This window comes from Latilactobacillus parasakei (assembly GCF_049674265.1).
GTDB classification, from domain to species: Bacteria; Bacillota; Bacilli; order Lactobacillales; family Lactobacillaceae; genus Latilactobacillus; species Latilactobacillus sakei.
The window spans coordinates 1,273,775-1,291,775 of the sequence record NZ_CP186861.1 but is presented as its reverse complement, the minus strand read 5'-3'; the positions used below and the strand labels follow the sequence as shown (position 1 = coordinate 1,291,775).

The window sequence follows — 18,001 nt, the reverse complement described above, 5'->3', positions numbered from 1 at the left end:
TAAAAAGAGTGGGGGCGGTTAGCAGTTGCGCTGGTTAAAAAACAAATCAAAATTTGTGGTGCTAATGTTGATCATCGGAAGCGGCCTAATCGTTGTAAACCCAACTCACACAAGTGCTAATGCACAAACAGCGACTAAGAGTGTTGCACGAGTTGGCTTTTACGAAACAGGTCAACCACACAAACAAGCACCGATACAAACCGAAACAAAACAGCAAGCTAGATTGCCACAAACCGGGACAAGCTCAGTCGGGTTAAGCACGATTGTGGGCATTGTTTTACTGATTGGCAGTTTAGGATTATTCAAACAAAGACGGGGGAATTTTTAAAATGAAGAAATTTATGATGAGTACTTTATTATTGAGCGGGATGTTAAGCATTTCAATGGGCCAAGTACATGCGGCCGATACTGATAGTCACGATACGACTGGTAAGGTTGGTTTCAAAGCACCAGATACTGGTGCTTTAACAATGACTAATACGGATGCTTTAAATATCGATTTTGGGTCAAATCCCATCTCAGCGGATGATAAGACTTATACGAATATCAATGATGCTAAAGCAACCGTTCAAGATATTCGTGGGACAGCAGCTGGCTGGACATTGACAGTTGCTCAAAATGCGCAATTTAAAACGAGTGATAACACTGAATTAACAGGTGCTCAAATGACCATTAAAACACCAACTTTTGATAAAACCTCAACGGCGACAGCAACTGTTGATCAAGGCTTGGTATTAACAACTGATAATACAGCTCACAAAATAATGGGCGCTGCAGCAGGTGAAGGTAATGGGACTGCCATTGCTGACATGAATACGGGTTCAGTGACATTAGACGTTCCTGGTAAGACGGTCAAAGTGGCTAAGGATTACACAACAATGTTGACTTGGAATTTAGCAGATGCCCCAGCCAACAACTAAGGTGCCATATTAAAATAATCAAGATAGATGAGGCTAATTTAGTCTCATCTATTTCTGCTTACTGGAAAAAAGACAAGGGGATTAGAATATGAAACGCAAATATCGTTTAATGATCTGGGGACTCGTTTTATTCATGAGCGTGTTCGTTAATGTTAGAGTAGCCGCCGCCGCTAATAACGCTGGGTTTGAAGTGATTCCGGTCGCCTCTAAACAACAGTTAAATCAAAAAGTGACTTATTTTGACTTAAAGCTAGCGCCAAACCAAGCCACAACGGTGACGGTGAATGTTAAGAGTACGAGTCAAACACCCATCACTGTTGAAACCTCAGTGGCCAAAGCAACTACGAATACCAACGGGGTTGTTGAATATAAGGCTTTTAAACAAAATAAAAGTTGGGGACTACCTGCTAATATTGAAAAAGTAGTCACTACTGATCAAAATAAAATACAATTACAGCCAGGTGAAGTGAAACCCGTGACTTATCAAATTAAGATGCCCAAAACGGCGTTTGATGGTGAACTCGTGGGTGGGTTGAATTTTGTCAAAAAGGTGACCGATGACAAAGTGAAAACTAACAGTAGTATGGGCGTTAAGAATCAATACGCCTATACAATTGCGATGGTCTTACACGGTCGCCAAGAACTAACCAGAAATAAAATGAGTCTGGGTAAGATAACGACGCGCCAAATTAATAATCGCAACGTCATCAGTATCCCGTTGAATAACCAAAACGCCGCCTTTTTAAATAAGGTGACAACGAAGGTTACGATTACAAAACAGGGACAGTCGAAGGTGATTTATACGCAAAAGACAGCTGATGGTCAAATGGCGCCTAATTCGGTCTATGATTTACCCGTCAGAATCGGGGAAACAGCCTTCAAACCAGGTCGGTATACGGCAAAAGTCGACGTGACGTCTAAGCAACAGCATTGGCGATTTACCAAAGATTTTACGATTACTAGAAAACAAGCCCGGCACTATAACCAAAAAGCGGTGATTAAAGAAGACGATTCATGGTTAGGGCTAAGTCTAATCATTATTGGCATTGTATTATTATTAATCATAATCATTGTGATTTATTGGCGGAAACAACGTCGGATCAAGTTATTAGAAAGTGAATTGGCAGCCAGTAAACGAGACAGCAATCAATAGAGTGGAGCGAGTGCGTTAATGGAATACTTATTGGAAGCAGAAGATTACCAGAGCCTTCTTTTATTTGCTTATATCGAATCTTCACCGACGAACACTGTTTCGGTTAAAATGATCGAAGATAAGTTTGATTTAACTTATTTTAAGGTTAATCGTTTAATGGGGGATTTAATTCAAGATTTAGAAAAATTAGATTTAGACCAGTATTTTTATATTGAAAAAGAAAACGGTGAATACCACTATCGAAAAAACGGCTTAGATTCAATCAACCGCTTGCTGTGGGTTTATTGTCGACGCTCGCTGAGTTTTAGTCTGATTGATTTCATGCTCAAACACCCGGGGGCAACAATTGAAGAGTTTTCGGATGAAGCCTACATTAGTTTGACGAAAGCTTATAAGGTTCGTAAATCTGTTCGGACCTTCTTGAAGGAATACCAAATTAAAGGGTTCGATACTAAAAATGCGCATGATGAATTCCGATTACGGTTAGTCTTAACGCAACTTTATTACCATGCGTTTAAAGATTATGAATTACCGTTTGAACAGGTTAAAGTTCAGCGCGCAGATTATTTGGTTAAGCTGATCGAAGAACGAGCAATTATCGCAACCATGACCGATGCTAAGCGGGTCTTTTTAACCTTTTATTGTTTGATTGCTAGTACACGCATACAGCAGGGGTTTGAATTTAAAGTTGAACCAGAATGGCAAGCAAAGCTTGACGAATATCGGTCGCAAATAGAACAAGTGCAAGCACAATGGCCTAAAGGCATGTTGCCAATTAAGACGGACGAGATTGCCTATTTATGTCAGCTATTAAATATTTTAGGCTGGGAAAAAGCACCTCATCAAAATGTTGATTTATTGCCAGCTGATTTTAAAAAGCGGGTCTTGGCGATTTTGCAGTCATCGTTTAGAAAACATCAAGAACCGGTGCAATTGAATCTAACAGATAGTCCGATTCTTGGAAAATTATGGAAACTTTGTCAGCGGTATTACTACGATGATAATATTATTTTAGATGGCTTTTTCAGCACTAACTTAAGTGTCTTTGAAGAGAACTATTATGAATTGTATCAAGGTTGTCTAAGATTTATTGATACGTTGGAAGAAGAACAGCTACTGAAAAAAGTGAAAAAGCATAAGACTTTTTTCATGGAACTTGTGATGCTTGCGTTGAATAATCTGGATTTTAAAGCACTTGTCCCCCGGATTACAGTGACCGTTAACTTCTCGTTAGGGATGCCGTATAATCGATTTATCGAGTCTAATTTGCGAGCATTACCTTTTAACAATATTCAAATTAATAATCAATATTCGGTGGAAACGGATATTTATTTATCAGATGTTCTGAGCCGGCATGTTGAATCAGACTATATTATTTGGAATAGTCCCCCAAATGCAATTGATTGGGAAGTTTTTGGTAATTTAGTGGCGCGGATTAAGGAGGATAAACGATGCGATTAAACTCATTATTGTGGGTGACACCAATGGTTTTTTCAACAGTTGCCTTTTTTAATCAGATTGATACACAGGCCAGTCCTAATGCCGAGATGATGGTTGAAGTTGCGGTAGATAGTCAAGGCTCAGGTAGCGATAAGGATAGTGTGAGTGTCGGCTTTTATCGAAAAAAGCCCAAAAAGGATCAGCACTACTCGCTTTTGAATACACCGGTCGATTATGCGCCAACTAGACAGCAACTGAAACATCTACCGGTCTATTTACCGCCAGTTGATATCGAAAATTATTATTTGGGCCAGCTTTATCGGAATATTTCTGGTACGTTAATATTCGGAGGGCGTGTGCCGTCGAGGACAGTATTAGAACGACCATTAAATCAATAATAGCGAAAAAAACTAGTCCAAATCGGACTAGTTTTTTTATGTAGTATTATTAAGCGGTTATAATCCGAACGATGATCAATACTATTAATAAATTTAAAAAAACTTTTTTAAATAATTATGCATCATTTATGTAAGGCTTATTTGTCACAAGTTAGGTGTATTTAACAAGCATCTATGACGTCATCTTTATTTTGGATAACTGTTGTTACTGCTAATAAATAATAAAATTAATTATAACCAATTGAATCGGTATAGATTTAAATTGGTTTGTGACAATCAAAACTAACTAGTTACCCCGGACAATTAGAATGGTAAATAATCATATAAAAACGTTGGTATAATAATGTTTTCATGGCTTTTTCAACTTGCCTTATACCGTCTATTATTATAAACTTTATTCTTGTTAATAGTTGGCAACCTAAACGCAGGTTAACGCAACAGGGCAAGCGAAATATAATATTTCGAAGGAGGATACTGGCTGTGTGAAAAACGAACGGTATTGAGAATCGACGGGTTACCGTTGTATGCTGAGGCACTGATAGTAACGCAGTACGTTATACATAGATTATTAAATAAAAAAAGAGGATAATTAAATTGAAAAATAAAAAACAACAGGTATTAGCATTAGGGCAATGGTATTTTGAAACGAGTACTATTTTGAAACAATTAAACAGTTTGTGCCGAACGCGCTGTATGACGTTTGAACAATTCTTATTTTTGGAACAATTAGTGCAAGATGGGACGCAATCACCTAGTGGCTTGGCCATTAAATTTAATACATCGGGTCCAATTGTGACGCGTAAACTGAATACATTAAAGGATAAGGGCTTGATTAAAAAGACGCGTGGCAACCGATTAGATCAGCGGGTAGTTAGTGTGACAATAACCGAACAAGGTCAAAATATCTATGATCAATTAGCTGCTGAGTTAGCCAATTGGTACCAAGAACAACAAACAAACCAAACTGAAACCTTTAAGTGATTCTTTCTAGTTGGTTAAACGAGAGGCGTTACCAATAAACGGGTAGCGCCTTTTATAATGGTTTATGTTATATTGATGATTAATAAGTGAAAGTGGGTGACTGTGATGAGAATCGTAGTAATTGGTTCAGTGGCGGCGGGGACGAGTGTCGCGGCTAAAGCACGGCGAAATAACGAAGCGAATGAGATTGTGGTCTATGAAAAAGGGACGGATATCTCGTATTCAGTTTGTGGCATGCCATTTTATCTCGGGGGCGAAGTTGAAGCGCTCGATGACTTAATTCCGCGGGACGCAGCTTGGTTTAAAACCCGTTTTAACGTTGATATTATAACGGCCACAGAAGTCGTTTCAATTGATGAGGTCCACCAAACGCTACTGGTCAAGCATTTACCGACTAATGAAATTGTTGAAGATCACTATGACAAGCTGGTTTTAGCAACCGGTGCAGCACCACGCGTGATCGCACCATTTGATCAAGGTTATGACAATGTTTTTACACTGCATCATATGAACGATACCCGTGCAATTGATGACTATCTCAAAATGAAACCTGTTTCTAATGTGCTTATTTTTGGAACGGGGTATGTTGGTCTTGAAATGGCGGAACAATTCCATCGACGGGGGTTATCAGTGACCCTTGTGCAACGCAGTCGGCAAATCATGACCAATTATGATGGCGAAATCGCGTATCGCGCCGAACAAGTAATTCTTGAAAATGGCGTGAATGTCATTAAAGACGTGACGACTGAGTCACTGAAAGTTGAAGAACAACGAATTACCGCCGTGAAGTTGAGTGATGGCACCCAATTACCAGTTGATTTAGTACTATTGGCAACGGGGGTTATCCCGCAAACGCAATTAGTCGATCATATGGGAATTGCCAAGGGAACCTCTGGCGCATTACAAGTGACCGATAGAATGTTAACCTCGGTCCCAAACATCTATGCGGTGGGGGACGTTGCCGAAAGCTTTTCCTTAATTGACGGGTCACCACTTTACCGACCAATGGGCTCAACTGCCAATAAGATGGGGCGGATTGCAGGGGATGCAATGACTGGTGGTGCATTAGCACATCGCGGCATTTTAGGCACTGGTATCGTCCGGTTATTTGATACGACAGTTGCCCAGACTGGTTTTACGGAAAAGGTCGCACGGGCAAAAGGTTATGAAATCGATGTGTTATACAATATCAAACCGGGGCATGCTGATTATCTAAACGGCACGGAAAATGTCATCAAAGCAATCGCCGATCATCAAACGGGACGTTTACTTGGCGCACAAATTATCGGGCAAGATGGTGTCGATAAGCGAATCGATGTCTTTGTGACGGCCATTTCGTTTGGTGCCAAAGTGGCTGATTTGTTCCACCTCGACTTAGCCTATCAACCGCTCTATGCAACGACTAAAGATCCGGTTCTCTACACGGGGATGGCGTTGGAAAATGCCCGCAATGGCAGACCGTTATTATCACCAGCTGAACTTGATCAACGTTTAGTAGAGGGGGAAAAACTACAAATTATTGATGTCCGCTCACAAAAACAATATGAACAACAACATATTGAAAAGGCCATCAGTATGCCTTTGGGCGAAATTAGAAAACGAGTTGCTAAATTAGATCCTACGATGCCGACGGTTGTTTATTGCAACAAGGGTGTTACGGGGAATGCTGCCCAAAACCTACTATTAAACATGGGTTTTGAGACCGTTTATAATCTGAGTGGCGGCCATCAGAATTACCAGTTGGTTAAAACCTACTTACAACAAAACAGATAATGGCAAAAGAACCTGTCGGATTAAGACAAGGTTCTTTTTTTATTGGTATAGTTAGAAATGATTAACTGACGTGATAATCATCGTTGCCAACAGCACTGTTATTAATGCGTAATCGTTAATTGTACTATTCAAGATATACATAAAATATACACCTTTGGTATATAGCTGTAATTTAGTTTTGATAGAATAGAATCTAAGACAGATATAGGAGGCAGTAATGGTGAAAATGAAACGTATTTGGCAATTTGGAGCAGTGGGTTTAGCTAGCATGATGCTATTAGCGGGTTGTTCATCGAAATCAAGCAAGGATGGACAAGCAACAGCAAGTTCAGGGGCAGTCGGACTTTCCGTTAAGAGTGGGATTTATGTGGTGCCCGACGGCAAAAAAACGAGTGACAGTAAGCACTATTTGGCTTTAAATGTCAAAATTGATAATAAAACAAAAAAGGCTTTATCAATATCGTCATATGGCATGAGCTTATACGATAAAGACGGCAATAAAATGGCCGATACCAGTGTGTATGATGATGATAATGGTTTCCAAGAATTAGAAAGTGGCAATATTTCTGGTGGTAAGAGTACAACTGGCTATGTTGTTTTTAACGTTCAAAAAGGCCAAGAATATGAATTGCACTATAAGGGTAATGATGGCGAAGAAAAGCAAAAAGAGGTGAAGGTCAAGATTGATACCGACAAGTATCCAGATCATACCAAACAAATGGCGAAACTTGCTAAAGATTATGTCGACCAAGTTTTCTTAGGCGCTAAGGCTGACGGTAAAACGGCCTTAACGAATGATTTACAAAAGGAACATGACGATTTTAAAACGGCTTTTGCAGAAAAACTAGGCAAGCAGGTTGATAGTTATAAACCATCAACCGCAGAATTACAAAAAGTGGTCACCAGTTTCAACCAAGTCAATGCTAAAAAAGCGACTGTTGAATATTCAGTCGCTGAGATGCTTCCTAAAACAGCAATCATCTATGTAAAACCAGAAGTTATCAATTTTGATGATGTTGATTTCGAAGCAATCATTGATGATTTTACGGATAAAAACGAAGATAAGTATGATGATTATGAAAAAGCGACACAAGATGCAGAAAAGTGTCTTTTACAACAATTACCAACCAAATTCGAAAGTGCCAAAGTCAGCACACCAGAATACATGGATGGTGAGGGGTATAAAGTTAAGTTAATCAAAGAAAAAGGCAAATGGACTGTCGACAGCGAAGATAGTTCAGACAACTATGATTTTGGTGAATTGCAAACAGCCTTTATGGGTGGCTTAGATGACTAAAATGAAAGCCGGCTGGAAAAAGATTCATTTTCTGGGCGGCTTTTTGCTTATTCTAATCGTAGCCGGATTGGGTTATCGGTATTACCAATCACTACCGGCGCAGATGTCACGTTTAGAAACGGCGGTCAATAAGCACCAATGGGCGGTTGTTGAAAAAATGGTACCGCGGTTTGCAAATGGTCGTAAAATTTCTAAAGAAAGTTACCAATTATTTGAAGCACAATTAATCACTAAAAAAGCAAAACGGGCTTTTATGCAGCACTTAATGAGTTATCGATCATGCTTTTTTTGATACTCATAAATTGACCGTAGATGGCTAAGGTGCTATGTTAAAATTATTCAATGGAAACATTGATTATAGGAGGCGGATGAAGATGGATAAACGATTAACGCAATATCGCGATGCAGTTTATGAACAAGTTGTTAAAGTCGGTAAGTCGCTAGGTAACGTGACACGTTTGCGGATACTAGATTTATTGGTGCAGGGCCCTAAAACGGTTGAAAATTTAGCCAATACGATTGGGTTAAGCGTTGCGACCACATCACGTAATTTACAGATATTAAAACGAGCCAACTTAGTGACAATTGAGCGGGATAAAAATTTTATAATGTACCAACTTGCTTCAGATCAGCTTAAACAATTAGTAACGTTGTTGGTGTCGGTTGCTGAGCAATCACAACCGGAATTGACAGCTGCTCAGACAACACTCGCACAACAAAGTGGCTCACCGCAAGTATTAACATTAGAGGCGTTACAGGCGAAACTAACGGTGCCTAGCACCTACCTAGTTGATTTGCGCCCAGTTGATGAGTACGAGATACAACACTTACCAGGGGCGCATAATATCCCGTACGATGAGTTACCACAACATTTAGCCAAGTTACCGCATGATAAGGAAATTGTTGTCTATTGTCGTGGGCGTTTGTGTGCTTATGCAAATGTGGCTAGTCAAGAATTGCATGATGCGGGCTTTAAAGTAGCGACCTTTAATCAATCCGTGTGGGAATGGTCACAGGTGATGCCAGGACAAACTGATTAATAAGTCTGTTCATTTGACGTATAAAAAGTAAGATGATATATTGTGGATATAAATTCAACGAAATCGTTGAATAATTTAGATAAGAAGGCGATCAGGATGGCAGCACAAATTTTAAACGAAGCCAATTTTAACGATGAGATTAAAGAAGGCGTGACGCTAGTTGATTTTTGGGCAACTTGGTGCCCACCATGTAAGATGCAAGGGCCAATTGTAGAACAATTAGCAGACGATTACGCAGGTAAAGCTAAGATTGCCAAGGTTGATGTTGACCAAAACCCAAGCTTAGCAGCTCAATTTGGGATTCAGGCAATCCCGACATTATTGATCATGAAAGACGGGCAACTACAAGAACAATTAGTTGGTTTACAACGTAAAGAAGCGTTAGCAACTAAGTTAGATGCCATATTAGCATAAATCATTATTTTTAAGAGATTACGGCGAAGAAGTTACTTTGTCGTAATCTCTTTTCTATTATTTTAAATAATTCGTCATGACTGCCTTAAAGAAGTCGACGTGTTTGAGATACATTTCTTCATCAACATATTCGTCAATCATGTGGCTAGTATCATTGCCAGGGCCGACAACTGCCACTGGTAAGTCAGGATTGTGCTGGGCGAGGTGGGCGGCATCGGTACCCCCAGCAACGTGCATCAGTGGATATGCTTGGGATAACTTTTGTGCGCCGATTGTTTGAACAGCTTGGATGAATGGCGCTTGTGGATTACTTTTAACGGGTGGTTGGTTATTAATGACGGTCAATTCCAGATTCATATCCGCCTGTTGATTGAGTTCCGCAATGATGGTATTAAGGTCAGCAATCACTCGGTCGCCAGTTAAGGCGGGGGTTGTACGAACCCGACAAGTAAGTTCTGCGTGACCGGGGACCGAATTAATTTGTTCACCACCGTTGATTAAGGTTGTGACGGGAACAATATCGCCGAGGACATCATCAATAGGATGCTTTTGATCGAAGTATTGTTTTTGCCGATTGTAGTAGGCAAGCAAATGATCAATTGCGTTAATACCGAGTTCCGGCATTGAACTGTGCGCGGTTTTACCAGTTGCCGTCACTTTAAAATCAAGGGAACCGTTATGGGCGAAAATTAAGAAATGTTGTTCATTGGTTTGATTAGCCGCAAGGAGTTTTTGGGCCATTTCTGTGGGGAATTTGTCGGGGTTATTTGCCAAGGCTTGTTTATCAACGCCAGATGGTTCGGCAACTAATAAGGCTGTTAAATCATCGGCATAGCCTTGAGCGGTTAAAGTTTGCGCACCAGTTTCGTTCTTTTCTTCATCGACGGTTGCGAGTAGTTTGATTTGGCCGTTTAAAGGAACATGTTCATCGTGTAATTCGATCATTGCAATCACAAGCGCAGCCAGACCAGACTTCATGTCGGTTGCGCCTCGACCGAAGAGTTTACCATCGCGAGCGGTTAGAGTGAAGGGATCACTCGTCCATTTGCTGCGATCACCGATGCTGACGACGTCCATATGACCAGTGACACCGAGGACTTTGTCGGTTGCTTCGCCTAGATAGGCCACTAAGTTTTCGCGGCCTGGTTTAGAAGCCACTTTTTCAGTGCGGATACCATGTTGTGCGAATAGATCGGCTAAGTAGTCGGCAATCACACCTTCTGCTTGGTCTGTTGTATCAATTGAGACCAGTTTTTCTAAAATTGCGATTTTTTCAGTTTTTTCCATCATTAAAAGACCTCCAGATAAGATTCAATATGCATTATAGAGCCCGCGTTTAGGGAAAGCAACGGACACAAATTAAGAAATTTCGCAAACGAAGTGGTTTAAAAAGAAAAATAGAAATTATATGACAACCGGTTGACATATAAAATAAAACGATTATACTTTAGTTATTCCAATAAAAGAAAGCGCTTTTCTTGAATGTTATTATTCATTGGAGGTTTTGCGAATAAAGTTTAATCAGTTAATTTTGATCATCAAAATGAATGGAGTTGAAGAAAATGGCATCTGTTATTAATGAAGCACCTCAGGAAAAAGCAGAAATCCCATTATTTCGTAAGCTGAGTTACTCACTGACGGATTTTGGGGGGAATGTCTTATTTGTTAGTATTAGTACTTATTTACTCTATTTCTATACGGACGTGTTTGGTCTTTCAATTGGGGTTGCTGGGACCATTTTGTTACTGACACGGTGTATTGATATGTTTGACGCGCCAATCTGGGGTTTTTTAATTGATCATACGCATACACGCTGGGGACAAAGTCGACCATACTTTTTATGGTTATGTTTACCATTTGCGGTATTCACATGGTTAACGTTTACGACACCAAACTTGTCAGGTACAACAAAAGTGGTTTACGCAGCAGTAACCTATGTAATAGCCGGTATTTTGTATACGGGGATTAGTACCCCAATGACATCGATTTTGCCTAATTTAACGAATGATCCGGAACAACGAACAGTATTGAATTCTTATCGGATGGTAGGGGGCAATATCGGGTTATTGATTGCCAATAGTGTCGTATTACCATTAGTCCAACTTTTTGGGCAGGGTAATGACCGAAAAGGCTTTTCGATTACGATGATTGTCATGGGCGTCGTATCGATTGCAGCCTTCTTAATTGCCTTTTGGAATTTAAGAGAAGTAAATGCAGTATCAACACAGTCTATTTCATTAAAAGAAAGTGTTAAAGCCACTAAAAGTAATTGGCCGTGGGTCTTAATTGTTTTAACCAATTTATTCTATTGGATTGGCACGACGGTTAGAAGTTCAGCAATGATTTATTATTTCCAATATAATATTCATGCCAAAGCACTAGTATCAGTAGCGGGCGGTCTATCAGCCGTAGCGGTAGTGGGCATGATTTTAATTCCATTATTTGTTAAAAAGACAAATAAACGCACAGTGCTAATTGGGGCGCTAGTTCTCGCTGCTATTTCTAACCTCTTATTACAAGTCGTTGGTGCTAACCAAGTTGCAGTAGTAGTGCTCTATTGCTTAGGTTCAATTGGAACTGGGGTTGCTGCAGCAATGCCGTTTTTGATGCTTGCTGATGCGGTAGATTTCGGGGAATGGAAAAATGGTATTCGAGCAAGTGGCTTTTTAACAGCCATCGGAAGTGCCTTTTGTGTTAAAGCAGGTAGCGGGATTGGTGGCTTTGTACCTTCTAAGATTATGCAATACTTTGGTTATGTACCTAATCATGCACAGTCTGCACATTCATTAGTTGGTATTAATTTTAGTTTTGTTTGGTTACCAGCTATTTTGTTCTTGGTTGCTGCCATTCCAATGTTCTTCTATGCAAAATTTGAAAAGAACGAAGCAGCGGTTCAAGCAGCATTAGCAAAACAACACTAAGGAAAATCAGCGTTTTTGATGCTTTATGTTAGAATATAAACGAGAGTGTTTAGTATGAATGACATAGGAGCAAAAAATGCAAAATCCAAAACTTGAAGACGTTGCAGCATTAGCAGGCGTTTCTAAAACAACTGTTTCGCGAGTATTAAATAATCGAGGTTATCTAAGTGAAAAAACAAAGCAAAAGGTATTCGATTCAATGAAAGCGTTACATTACCAACCTAATGATGTCGCTCGCCAACTGTTTTCGAAAGAAACGAAAATGGTCGGGTTGATTTTTCCAACCATTGCGAATCCTTTTTTTGGTCAGATGGCGGCGCAGTTAGAAATGAAGCTTTTTAATGCCGGTTATAAAGTATTAATTGGTAATTCAATGAATGACCCCTTAAAAGAAAAGGAATATCTACAGAAATTGTTGGCTAATCAAGTAGATGGCTTGATTGTCGGTGCGCATAACCAAAACATTGCGGAATACAACAATACCAATTTACCAATTGTTGCAATTGATCGGGTGATGAATGACGATATTCCAGTAATTGCTTCTGATAATTATGATGGTGGTAAAAAGGCGATGACATTACTGCTCAAACGGGGGGCACGCCATATCGTGCATACGGATGGGCCAACTGATTTGCAGTCACCAGCGTTAGATCGCCGGCGTGCTTATGAAGATATGATGGCGGCTAATGATTTACCAACCGTCATCTATACGGTCGCGCTTGATTCATCCGATACACAGAAGAAAGAAACGTTCCGACAGATTTTTAAAGAAAATAAAAAAATCGATGCGATTTTTGCATCAAACGACGTTGATGCTAGTCTGATTATCCAAGTGGCCACCGAATTTCAAAAGCAAGTCCCCGAAGATTTGCTGGTGGTTGGTTACGATGGGACAGATACGGTCCGCCTATTTAAGCCTGAATTGACAACAATCGTTCAGCCAATAGAAGAAATGGCGGCAGTGGCGGTATCAACTTTGATGGATCGAATTGAGGGCAAAGAAACCCCGCATAAAATTATATTACCAGTCACAGTTCATCAAGGGACAACGGCGTAGTAGTTTACGCTTGTTTTTGGCATAAAATGTCAATCGGTTGACATAAAGGAGAATGACGATGACAAAAAAATTAAATTATCCAGAAATAACAAATGATAGATATCGTTTAAATTACCATATTATGGCACCTTCGGGTTGGATTAATGATCCAAATGGGTTCGTTTTTTTTAAAGGCTACTATCATATTTTCTACCAATACCATCCTGAATCAGTTAAATGGGGACCAATGCATTGGGGACACGCTCGTAGTCGTGATTTAGTGCATTGGGAACAATTACCAATTGCGCTTTTCCCTGGGGATGCTGAAGATCCAGATGGTTGCTTTTCAGGTAGTGCGATTGAAAAAGATGGCTGTTTGTACTTGATGTACACCGGTCAACACTTGAAGGATAATAATCCTGAACAGTATTGGGAAACCCAAAACTTAGCGGTCAGTGATGATGGGATTCATTTTGAAAAGTACGCTGGTAATCCAGTGATTGCAACCCCACCAGAGGACAATGCACGCGATTTTCGCGATCCAAAAGTCTGGTTTGATGGGCAAACTTACTTCGTTGTGATTGGCAGTAAAGATCAAGCTGGGCTAGGCCGCGTTTTATTGTATCAATCTAAAGATTTAATCGACTGGGACTATATTGGACCAATTGCAACAGCTAAGTCAGTTGATGAAGAAGGCTATGTCTGGGAATGTCCAGATTTCTTCAATATGGCAGATCAAGATGTATTAATCATGTCGCCACAAGGCATTAAGGCTAACGGTTTGAAATATCGTAACTTCCATCAAACCGGTTATCTAACGGGGCATTATGATGAGGCCAATCAAAAATTTGAACATGGTGCATTTCGAGAACTTGATCATGGGCATGATTTCTATGCCACTCAAACCACAGTTGCGCCAGATGGTCGCCGGATTCTATTCGGTTGGTTGGCAATGTGGGAAAGTATAATGCCAGAACAAGCGGATGGCTGGGCAGGGGCCCTAACATTTCCACGAGAGATAACGGTCAAGGGAGATAAAGTGTTGATGACCCCAGTGCGAGAAGTGGCACAATTACGAGCAAAACAATTATTAAAGACAACGGGCGCCAATCGCTTTGACGCCCCCACTAAAAGTTTAGAATATCTAGGTCAGTTTGATAGTCATCATGATGTCACAATTAAAGTAGTGAGAGAAGATCGCCAGCCAGTCATTATTTTACAGTACAGCGCAAGTGAACAAACCGTTAGTCTTGAAAAATATAATGATGATAAACAACGCGTGGCTTCGGTTGAAACAACCAGTCAGTTTGATGTGCACATGCTAATGGATACGAGTTCAATCGAACTATTTACTAATCAAGGAGAAGTATGTTTTTCAGAGCGAATTTATTGTGAACAAGCTGTGCATATTGAAACAATTAGTGAGGTAGCAACTGATACAATTCAAATTTATCAACTTGGAGGAATGGCGTAATGTTATTAGGTAGTATAGAAGCAGGGGGCACAAAATTTGTATGTGCTGTTGGTAATGATGATTATCAAGTAAAATATAAGGTGCAGTTTCCAACGACGACACCTGAAGAAACATTAACCAAGGTTGTCGATTACTTTAAGCAGTTTGAAATTGATGCATTAGGGGTTGCTACCTTTGGGCCTATCGAAATCAGAAAAACAGCTCCAAAATACGGTTATATTACCTCAACGCCAAAACCTGGTTGGCAAGACGTCGATTTTATCGGTTTTTTAAAAAAAGAAATTAAGGTCCCGATGTCTTGGACCACAGATGTTAATGGCTCTGCATATGGGGAATTTACGATGGCCACGTTATTCAATGAAAAGATTAATTCGCTCGTTTATTACACAATCGGAACCGGTGTTGGTGCTGGTGCAGTTATTAACGGTCAACTCGTGGGTGGTATCGGTCATCCAGAGATGGGGCATGTTCTTTTAAAACGCCATCCTGATGATTTAGAGTTCAAAGGGATTTGTCCGTTTCACGGTGATTGTTTAGAGGGATTAGTTGCGGGGCCAACATTTGAAGTCCGGACTGGTAAAAAAGGGGCAGAAGTACCTTTAACTGATCAAACTTGGGATATTTTAGCCTATTATATCGCACAAGCTGCGCTTCAAACGACCCTCACACTACGGCCTAATAAGATTGTCTTTGGGGGCGGTGTTACCAATCAGGTGTTGTTAGAAAAAGTACGGATAGAATTCGCTAAATTATTAAATGATTATGTTCAAGTACCGCCACTCGATAAATATCTAACGATGCCTAGCGTCCCGAATAATGGTTCAGCAAATGTTGGTAACTTTGCGCTAGCTGCTAAATTATTGGTTGATTAATTTGAAAATATTGGAGGAAAAATCATGACAGAAGCATATTATTATGACGTCACAAATTGGCCTGTTGGGAATCCTTTTGAAGACGTTGGCCAAGTGATTAATAGTATGATTGAAGATATTAAGAAGAAACAGAATAATCGTGATTTAAACGAAGGGGGTAAGCCAGGCGCAGTGATTTATTTACCACCTGCTGATTATCACTTAAAAACCCAAGTTTTAATTGATATTAGTTTTCTTAAAATTATGGGGTCTGGTCACGGCTTTACCTCTTCAAGTATTCGTTTTAATGTCCCGGAAGAAGATGTGCCTAATCTACACGAATTATGGCCCGGGGGCAGTCGGATTTTAGTGGATCTTGAAACAGCACTAGATGCACCTGAAATTGAGGGTGCGGCCTTTGTTGTTAAACGAGAGGGTGACCCACGGATTAGTTCAGTTGAATTCAATAATTTCTGTATCGATGGCTTACACTTCGTCGATGATGGTACGGGTGAACCGAATGTTGAAAATACTTATGTTAATGGGAAGACTGGGATTTATGTAGCGAGTGCGCAAGATTCATTTTTAATTTCAGATATGGGTTTGGTTTATCTCGAACATGGTGTCACAATTTATAATGCAGATGCCTTAACAATCCATAATAATTTTATTGCTGAATGTGGCAACTGTCTTGAATTGCGGGGCTGGGGACAGGCTTCTAAAGTAACGAATAACTTGATGGGGGCGGGCTTTAAGGGCTACTCCATCTATGCTGAACATTTTGCGCAACTCTTGATTAGTAGCAATAATATTTTCCCACGAGGCGCAAGTATAATTGAATTTAATAGTGTCACGCGTTCGTCAATTGTTGGGAATATCTTGCACGCATTTTATGCAGGGATGGTAATTTTTAAAGACAATTGTTCTGAAAACCTGGTTTCAAGTAATCACTTTTTACACGATCATGAACCTTGGATACCAATGCAATCCCATGACAATGGCTTAGATGATCTATTCGGTTTATTAACGATTGAAGGTAATCATAATTCAATCATTGGCAATCATTTCTCAGAAATTCTAGACCAGGAAAACATTAAACCATTGGGTGCTAAACCAGTGATTATCCGCTTAGTAAAGGGAAATCATAATTACGTGGCAACCAATAATGTCGTGGCAACTGAGGCCCATTCAGAAAGTGGTGATTCAGCCTTTGCTGCGCAAGTTGATTCACTATTAACAACGGAAGTTTCGGCACCAATTGATGTAACAACGGTTTTAGTCGAAGCGGACGCTGTTCAAAATACAATTCTAGATTCAGGTACTGAAGCACAGGTTATGTTAGATACAAAGGTGAATGCGTTTAGAGCAACACCGTCAATTTAGTTGAAAAGCCGTCACAGTTAATGTGACGGCTTTTTATTTGTCTGATTGGTCAGGGTCTCTCTAAAAACCTGACCGGCACTCGAGAAGATTTGTCCTTTTTTCCAGATAATGTTCGTATTAACGGTTAATGGCGGATTAAACGGCACGAATTTTAAGCCATTGTCCCTGGTGTTGATAATACCGTCGATGCACAATGCGACGCTGTTACTCGTTTTGACCAATAATGAGGCGTTGTATAAAAGCGTATAGGTCCCGACAATATCGAGTTGATCCAGATTGGCGCCAAACCAATTACTAATTTGTTGACGGACGAGGGATTGTCCCGAAATTAATAAGGGATATTGCGCCAAGGTTGCTGCATCAACGGTCGAGTGCGCCGCGATTGGGTGGTCGTCGGCAACCAGTACGCCCCAATGGTCTGATACGGGTAAGCGGACGAATTCATAGCGCTGCTTATCAACCGGATCAATGACGAGACCAAAATCGAGCAAACCTTGATCAATCCGTTCTTTGACCTCATCGGCAGTGCCGCTGAATAATTGCAGAATGATATCAGGGTAGCGTTGACGTAAATCATTGATAATCATCGCGATTAATTGAAAGGCCTGCGTTTCACCGGCGCCAATGCTGATGGTCCCACTGACGACCTGATTATGCGTTAAGTTATTTGTCGTTGTATCAACTAAAGATAAGATTTCGCGGCCGCGTTTTTGCAGGTAAAGGCCGTCGGTTGTTAATGTGATTTCGCGATTGCCACGGGTGAAGAGTTGAACGCCTAATTCGACCTCTAAATCCTTAAGTTGTTTAGAGAGTGTTGGCTGTGATAAGTGGAGGACTTCAGCAGCTTTACTGATTGTTTTCTCCTGGGCAACGGTTAAAAAGTAATTTAAAACACGTAAATCCATAATGCTTCTCCTATT

The 18,001-nt window shown here is 40.2% G+C and carries 18 protein-coding genes; 16 read left to right on the top strand and 2 right to left on the bottom strand.

All coding sequences use genetic code 11. The features are described from left to right. Window positions 1-25: 25 nt before the first annotated feature. The 11 genes from ACPBEH_RS06605 to trxA all read left to right on the top strand — a co-directional run bounded on the left by ACPBEH_RS06605 (window position 26) and on the right by trxA (window position 9,416). A complete protein-coding gene (locus ACPBEH_RS06605; RefSeq protein WP_025016096.1) occupies window positions 26-328 on the top strand; it encodes an LPXTG cell wall anchor domain-containing protein in 303 nt (100 codons plus the stop codon). Window position 329: 1 nt separating this feature from the next. Continuing rightward, window positions 330-920 carry a WxL domain-containing protein gene (locus tag ACPBEH_RS06600; RefSeq protein WP_424348652.1) on the top strand — a complete coding sequence of 197 codons (591 nt, stop codon included), beginning with the start codon at window positions 330-332 and terminating at the stop codon, window positions 918-920. Window positions 921-1,008: 88 nt separating this feature from the next. Further along, the gene (locus ACPBEH_RS06595; protein WP_424348651.1) at window positions 1,009-2,073 is read left to right on the top strand and encodes a DUF916 and DUF3324 domain-containing protein; all 1,065 of its coding nucleotides are present in this window, start codon (window positions 1,009-1,011) and stop codon (window positions 2,071-2,073) included. An 18-nt stretch (window positions 2,074-2,091) separates the two neighbouring features. Next, a complete protein-coding gene (locus ACPBEH_RS06590) occupies window positions 2,092-3,534 on the top strand; it encodes a helix-turn-helix domain-containing protein (RefSeq protein WP_424348650.1) in 1,443 nt (480 codons plus the stop codon). Continuing rightward, complete coding sequence (locus ACPBEH_RS06585) at window positions 3,525-3,911, top strand: hypothetical protein (protein WP_424348649.1); 387 nt, start codon at window positions 3,525-3,527, stop codon at window positions 3,909-3,911. The genes ACPBEH_RS06590 and ACPBEH_RS06585 overlap by 10 nt, the downstream gene beginning before the upstream one ends. A gap of 594 nt (window positions 3,912-4,505) precedes the next feature. Then, entirely contained in the window at window positions 4,506-4,892 is a 387-nt protein-coding gene (locus tag ACPBEH_RS06580; RefSeq protein WP_424348648.1) for a transcriptional regulator, SarA/Rot family, read from the top strand. Between the two features lie 105 nt (window positions 4,893-4,997). Then, window positions 4,998-6,665, top strand: coding sequence for an FAD-dependent oxidoreductase (locus ACPBEH_RS06575; RefSeq protein ID WP_424348647.1), 1,668 nt, complete (start codon window positions 4,998-5,000; stop codon window positions 6,663-6,665). A 217-nt stretch (window positions 6,666-6,882) separates the two neighbouring features. Next, window positions 6,883-7,962 (top strand): DUF4352 domain-containing protein, encoded by a 1,080-nt coding sequence (locus tag ACPBEH_RS06570; RefSeq protein ID WP_424348646.1) that lies wholly within the window; start codon window positions 6,883-6,885, stop codon window positions 7,960-7,962. Next, a complete protein-coding gene (locus ACPBEH_RS06565) occupies window positions 7,955-8,254 on the top strand; it encodes a hypothetical protein (RefSeq protein ID WP_424348645.1) in 300 nt (99 codons plus the stop codon). Before ACPBEH_RS06570 ends, ACPBEH_RS06565 begins: the two co-directional genes overlap by 8 nt. Window positions 8,255-8,336: 82 nt before the next feature. Beyond that, the gene (locus ACPBEH_RS06560) at window positions 8,337-9,002 is read left to right on the top strand and encodes an ArsR/SmtB family transcription factor (protein ID WP_424348644.1); all 666 of its coding nucleotides are present in this window, start codon (window positions 8,337-8,339) and stop codon (window positions 9,000-9,002) included. A 96-nt stretch (window positions 9,003-9,098) separates the two neighbouring features. Continuing rightward, a complete protein-coding gene (gene trxA, locus ACPBEH_RS06555; protein ID WP_104963318.1) occupies window positions 9,099-9,416 on the top strand; it encodes a thioredoxin in 318 nt (105 codons plus the stop codon). A gap of 57 nt (window positions 9,417-9,473) precedes the next feature. On the opposite strand, the gene ACPBEH_RS06550 is transcribed toward trxA, so the two are convergent. Continuing rightward, a complete protein-coding gene (locus ACPBEH_RS06550) occupies window positions 9,474-10,706 on the bottom strand; it encodes an ArgE/DapE family deacylase (protein WP_424348643.1) in 1,233 nt (410 codons plus the stop codon). Between the two features lie 272 nt (window positions 10,707-10,978). On the opposite strand from ACPBEH_RS06550, the gene ACPBEH_RS06545 reads away from it, so the two are divergent. From ACPBEH_RS06545 to ACPBEH_RS06525, 5 genes are all read left to right on the top strand, one after another. Next, window positions 10,979-12,337, top strand: coding sequence for a glycoside-pentoside-hexuronide (GPH):cation symporter (locus tag ACPBEH_RS06545; RefSeq protein ID WP_424348642.1), 1,359 nt, complete (start codon window positions 10,979-10,981; stop codon window positions 12,335-12,337). A gap of 76 nt (window positions 12,338-12,413) precedes the next feature. Beyond that, the gene (locus ACPBEH_RS06540) at window positions 12,414-13,394 is read left to right on the top strand and encodes a LacI family DNA-binding transcriptional regulator (protein ID WP_280103039.1); all 981 of its coding nucleotides are present in this window, start codon (window positions 12,414-12,416) and stop codon (window positions 13,392-13,394) included. A 58-nt stretch (window positions 13,395-13,452) separates the two neighbouring features. Further along, complete coding sequence (locus ACPBEH_RS06535) at window positions 13,453-14,847, top strand: glycoside hydrolase family 32 protein (protein WP_424348641.1); 1,395 nt, start codon at window positions 13,453-13,455, stop codon at window positions 14,845-14,847. Beyond that, on the top strand, window positions 14,847-15,719 hold the full coding sequence (gene scrK / locus ACPBEH_RS06530) for a fructokinase ScrK (protein ID WP_424348640.1): 873 nt from the start codon (window positions 14,847-14,849) through the stop codon (window positions 15,717-15,719). The genes ACPBEH_RS06535 and scrK overlap by 1 nt, the downstream gene beginning before the upstream one ends. Before the next feature lie 24 nt (window positions 15,720-15,743). Next, complete coding sequence (locus ACPBEH_RS06525) at window positions 15,744-17,081, top strand: NosD domain-containing protein (RefSeq protein ID WP_424348639.1); 1,338 nt, start codon at window positions 15,744-15,746, stop codon at window positions 17,079-17,081. 17 nt (window positions 17,082-17,098) lie between these two features. Here ACPBEH_RS06525 and ACPBEH_RS06520 read toward each other — a convergent pair whose 3' ends face one another. Continuing rightward, window positions 17,099-17,986 carry a LysR family transcriptional regulator gene (locus ACPBEH_RS06520; RefSeq protein WP_424348638.1) on the bottom strand — a complete coding sequence of 296 codons (888 nt, stop codon included), beginning with the start codon at window positions 17,984-17,986 and terminating at the stop codon, window positions 17,099-17,101. Between the last annotated feature and the right edge of the window lie 15 nt (window positions 17,987-18,001).

What these genes read in the sequence shown, in the direction of transcription:
- ACPBEH_RS06600 (WP_424348652.1), top strand. Translation starts at nt 330, where the DNA reads ATGAAGAAATTTATGATGAGTACTTTATTATTGAGCGGGATGTTAAGC.
- ACPBEH_RS06595 (WP_424348651.1), top strand. Translation starts at nt 1,009, where the DNA reads ATGAAACGCAAATATCGTTTAATGATCTGGGGACTCGTTTTATTCATG.
- ACPBEH_RS06590 (WP_424348650.1), top strand. Translation starts at nt 2,092, where the DNA reads ATGGAATACTTATTGGAAGCAGAAGATTACCAGAGCCTTCTTTTATTT.
- ACPBEH_RS06585 (WP_424348649.1), top strand. Translation starts at nt 3,525, where the DNA reads ATGCGATTAAACTCATTATTGTGGGTGACACCAATGGTTTTTTCAACA.
- ACPBEH_RS06575 (WP_424348647.1), top strand. Translation starts at nt 4,998, where the DNA reads ATGAGAATCGTAGTAATTGGTTCAGTGGCGGCGGGGACGAGTGTCGCG.
- ACPBEH_RS06570 (WP_424348646.1), top strand. Translation starts at nt 6,883, where the DNA reads ATGGTGAAAATGAAACGTATTTGGCAATTTGGAGCAGTGGGTTTAGCT.
- ACPBEH_RS06565 (WP_424348645.1), top strand. Translation starts at nt 7,955, where the DNA reads ATGACTAAAATGAAAGCCGGCTGGAAAAAGATTCATTTTCTGGGCGGC.
- ACPBEH_RS06560 (WP_424348644.1), top strand. Translation starts at nt 8,337, where the DNA reads ATGGATAAACGATTAACGCAATATCGCGATGCAGTTTATGAACAAGTT.
- trxA (WP_104963318.1), top strand. Translation starts at nt 9,099, where the DNA reads ATGGCAGCACAAATTTTAAACGAAGCCAATTTTAACGATGAGATTAAA.
- ACPBEH_RS06550 (WP_424348643.1), bottom strand. Translation starts at nt 10,706, where the DNA reads ATGATGGAAAAAACTGAAAAAATCGCAATTTTAGAAAAACTGGTCTCA.
- ACPBEH_RS06545 (WP_424348642.1), top strand. Translation starts at nt 10,979, where the DNA reads ATGGCATCTGTTATTAATGAAGCACCTCAGGAAAAAGCAGAAATCCCA.
- ACPBEH_RS06540 (WP_280103039.1), top strand. Translation starts at nt 12,414, where the DNA reads ATGCAAAATCCAAAACTTGAAGACGTTGCAGCATTAGCAGGCGTTTCT.
- ACPBEH_RS06535 (WP_424348641.1), top strand. Translation starts at nt 13,453, where the DNA reads ATGACAAAAAAATTAAATTATCCAGAAATAACAAATGATAGATATCGT.
- scrK (WP_424348640.1), top strand. Translation starts at nt 14,847, where the DNA reads ATGTTATTAGGTAGTATAGAAGCAGGGGGCACAAAATTTGTATGTGCT.
- ACPBEH_RS06525 (WP_424348639.1), top strand. Translation starts at nt 15,744, where the DNA reads ATGACAGAAGCATATTATTATGACGTCACAAATTGGCCTGTTGGGAAT.
- ACPBEH_RS06520 (WP_424348638.1), bottom strand. Translation starts at nt 17,986, where the DNA reads ATGGATTTACGTGTTTTAAATTACTTTTTAACCGTTGCCCAGGAGAAA.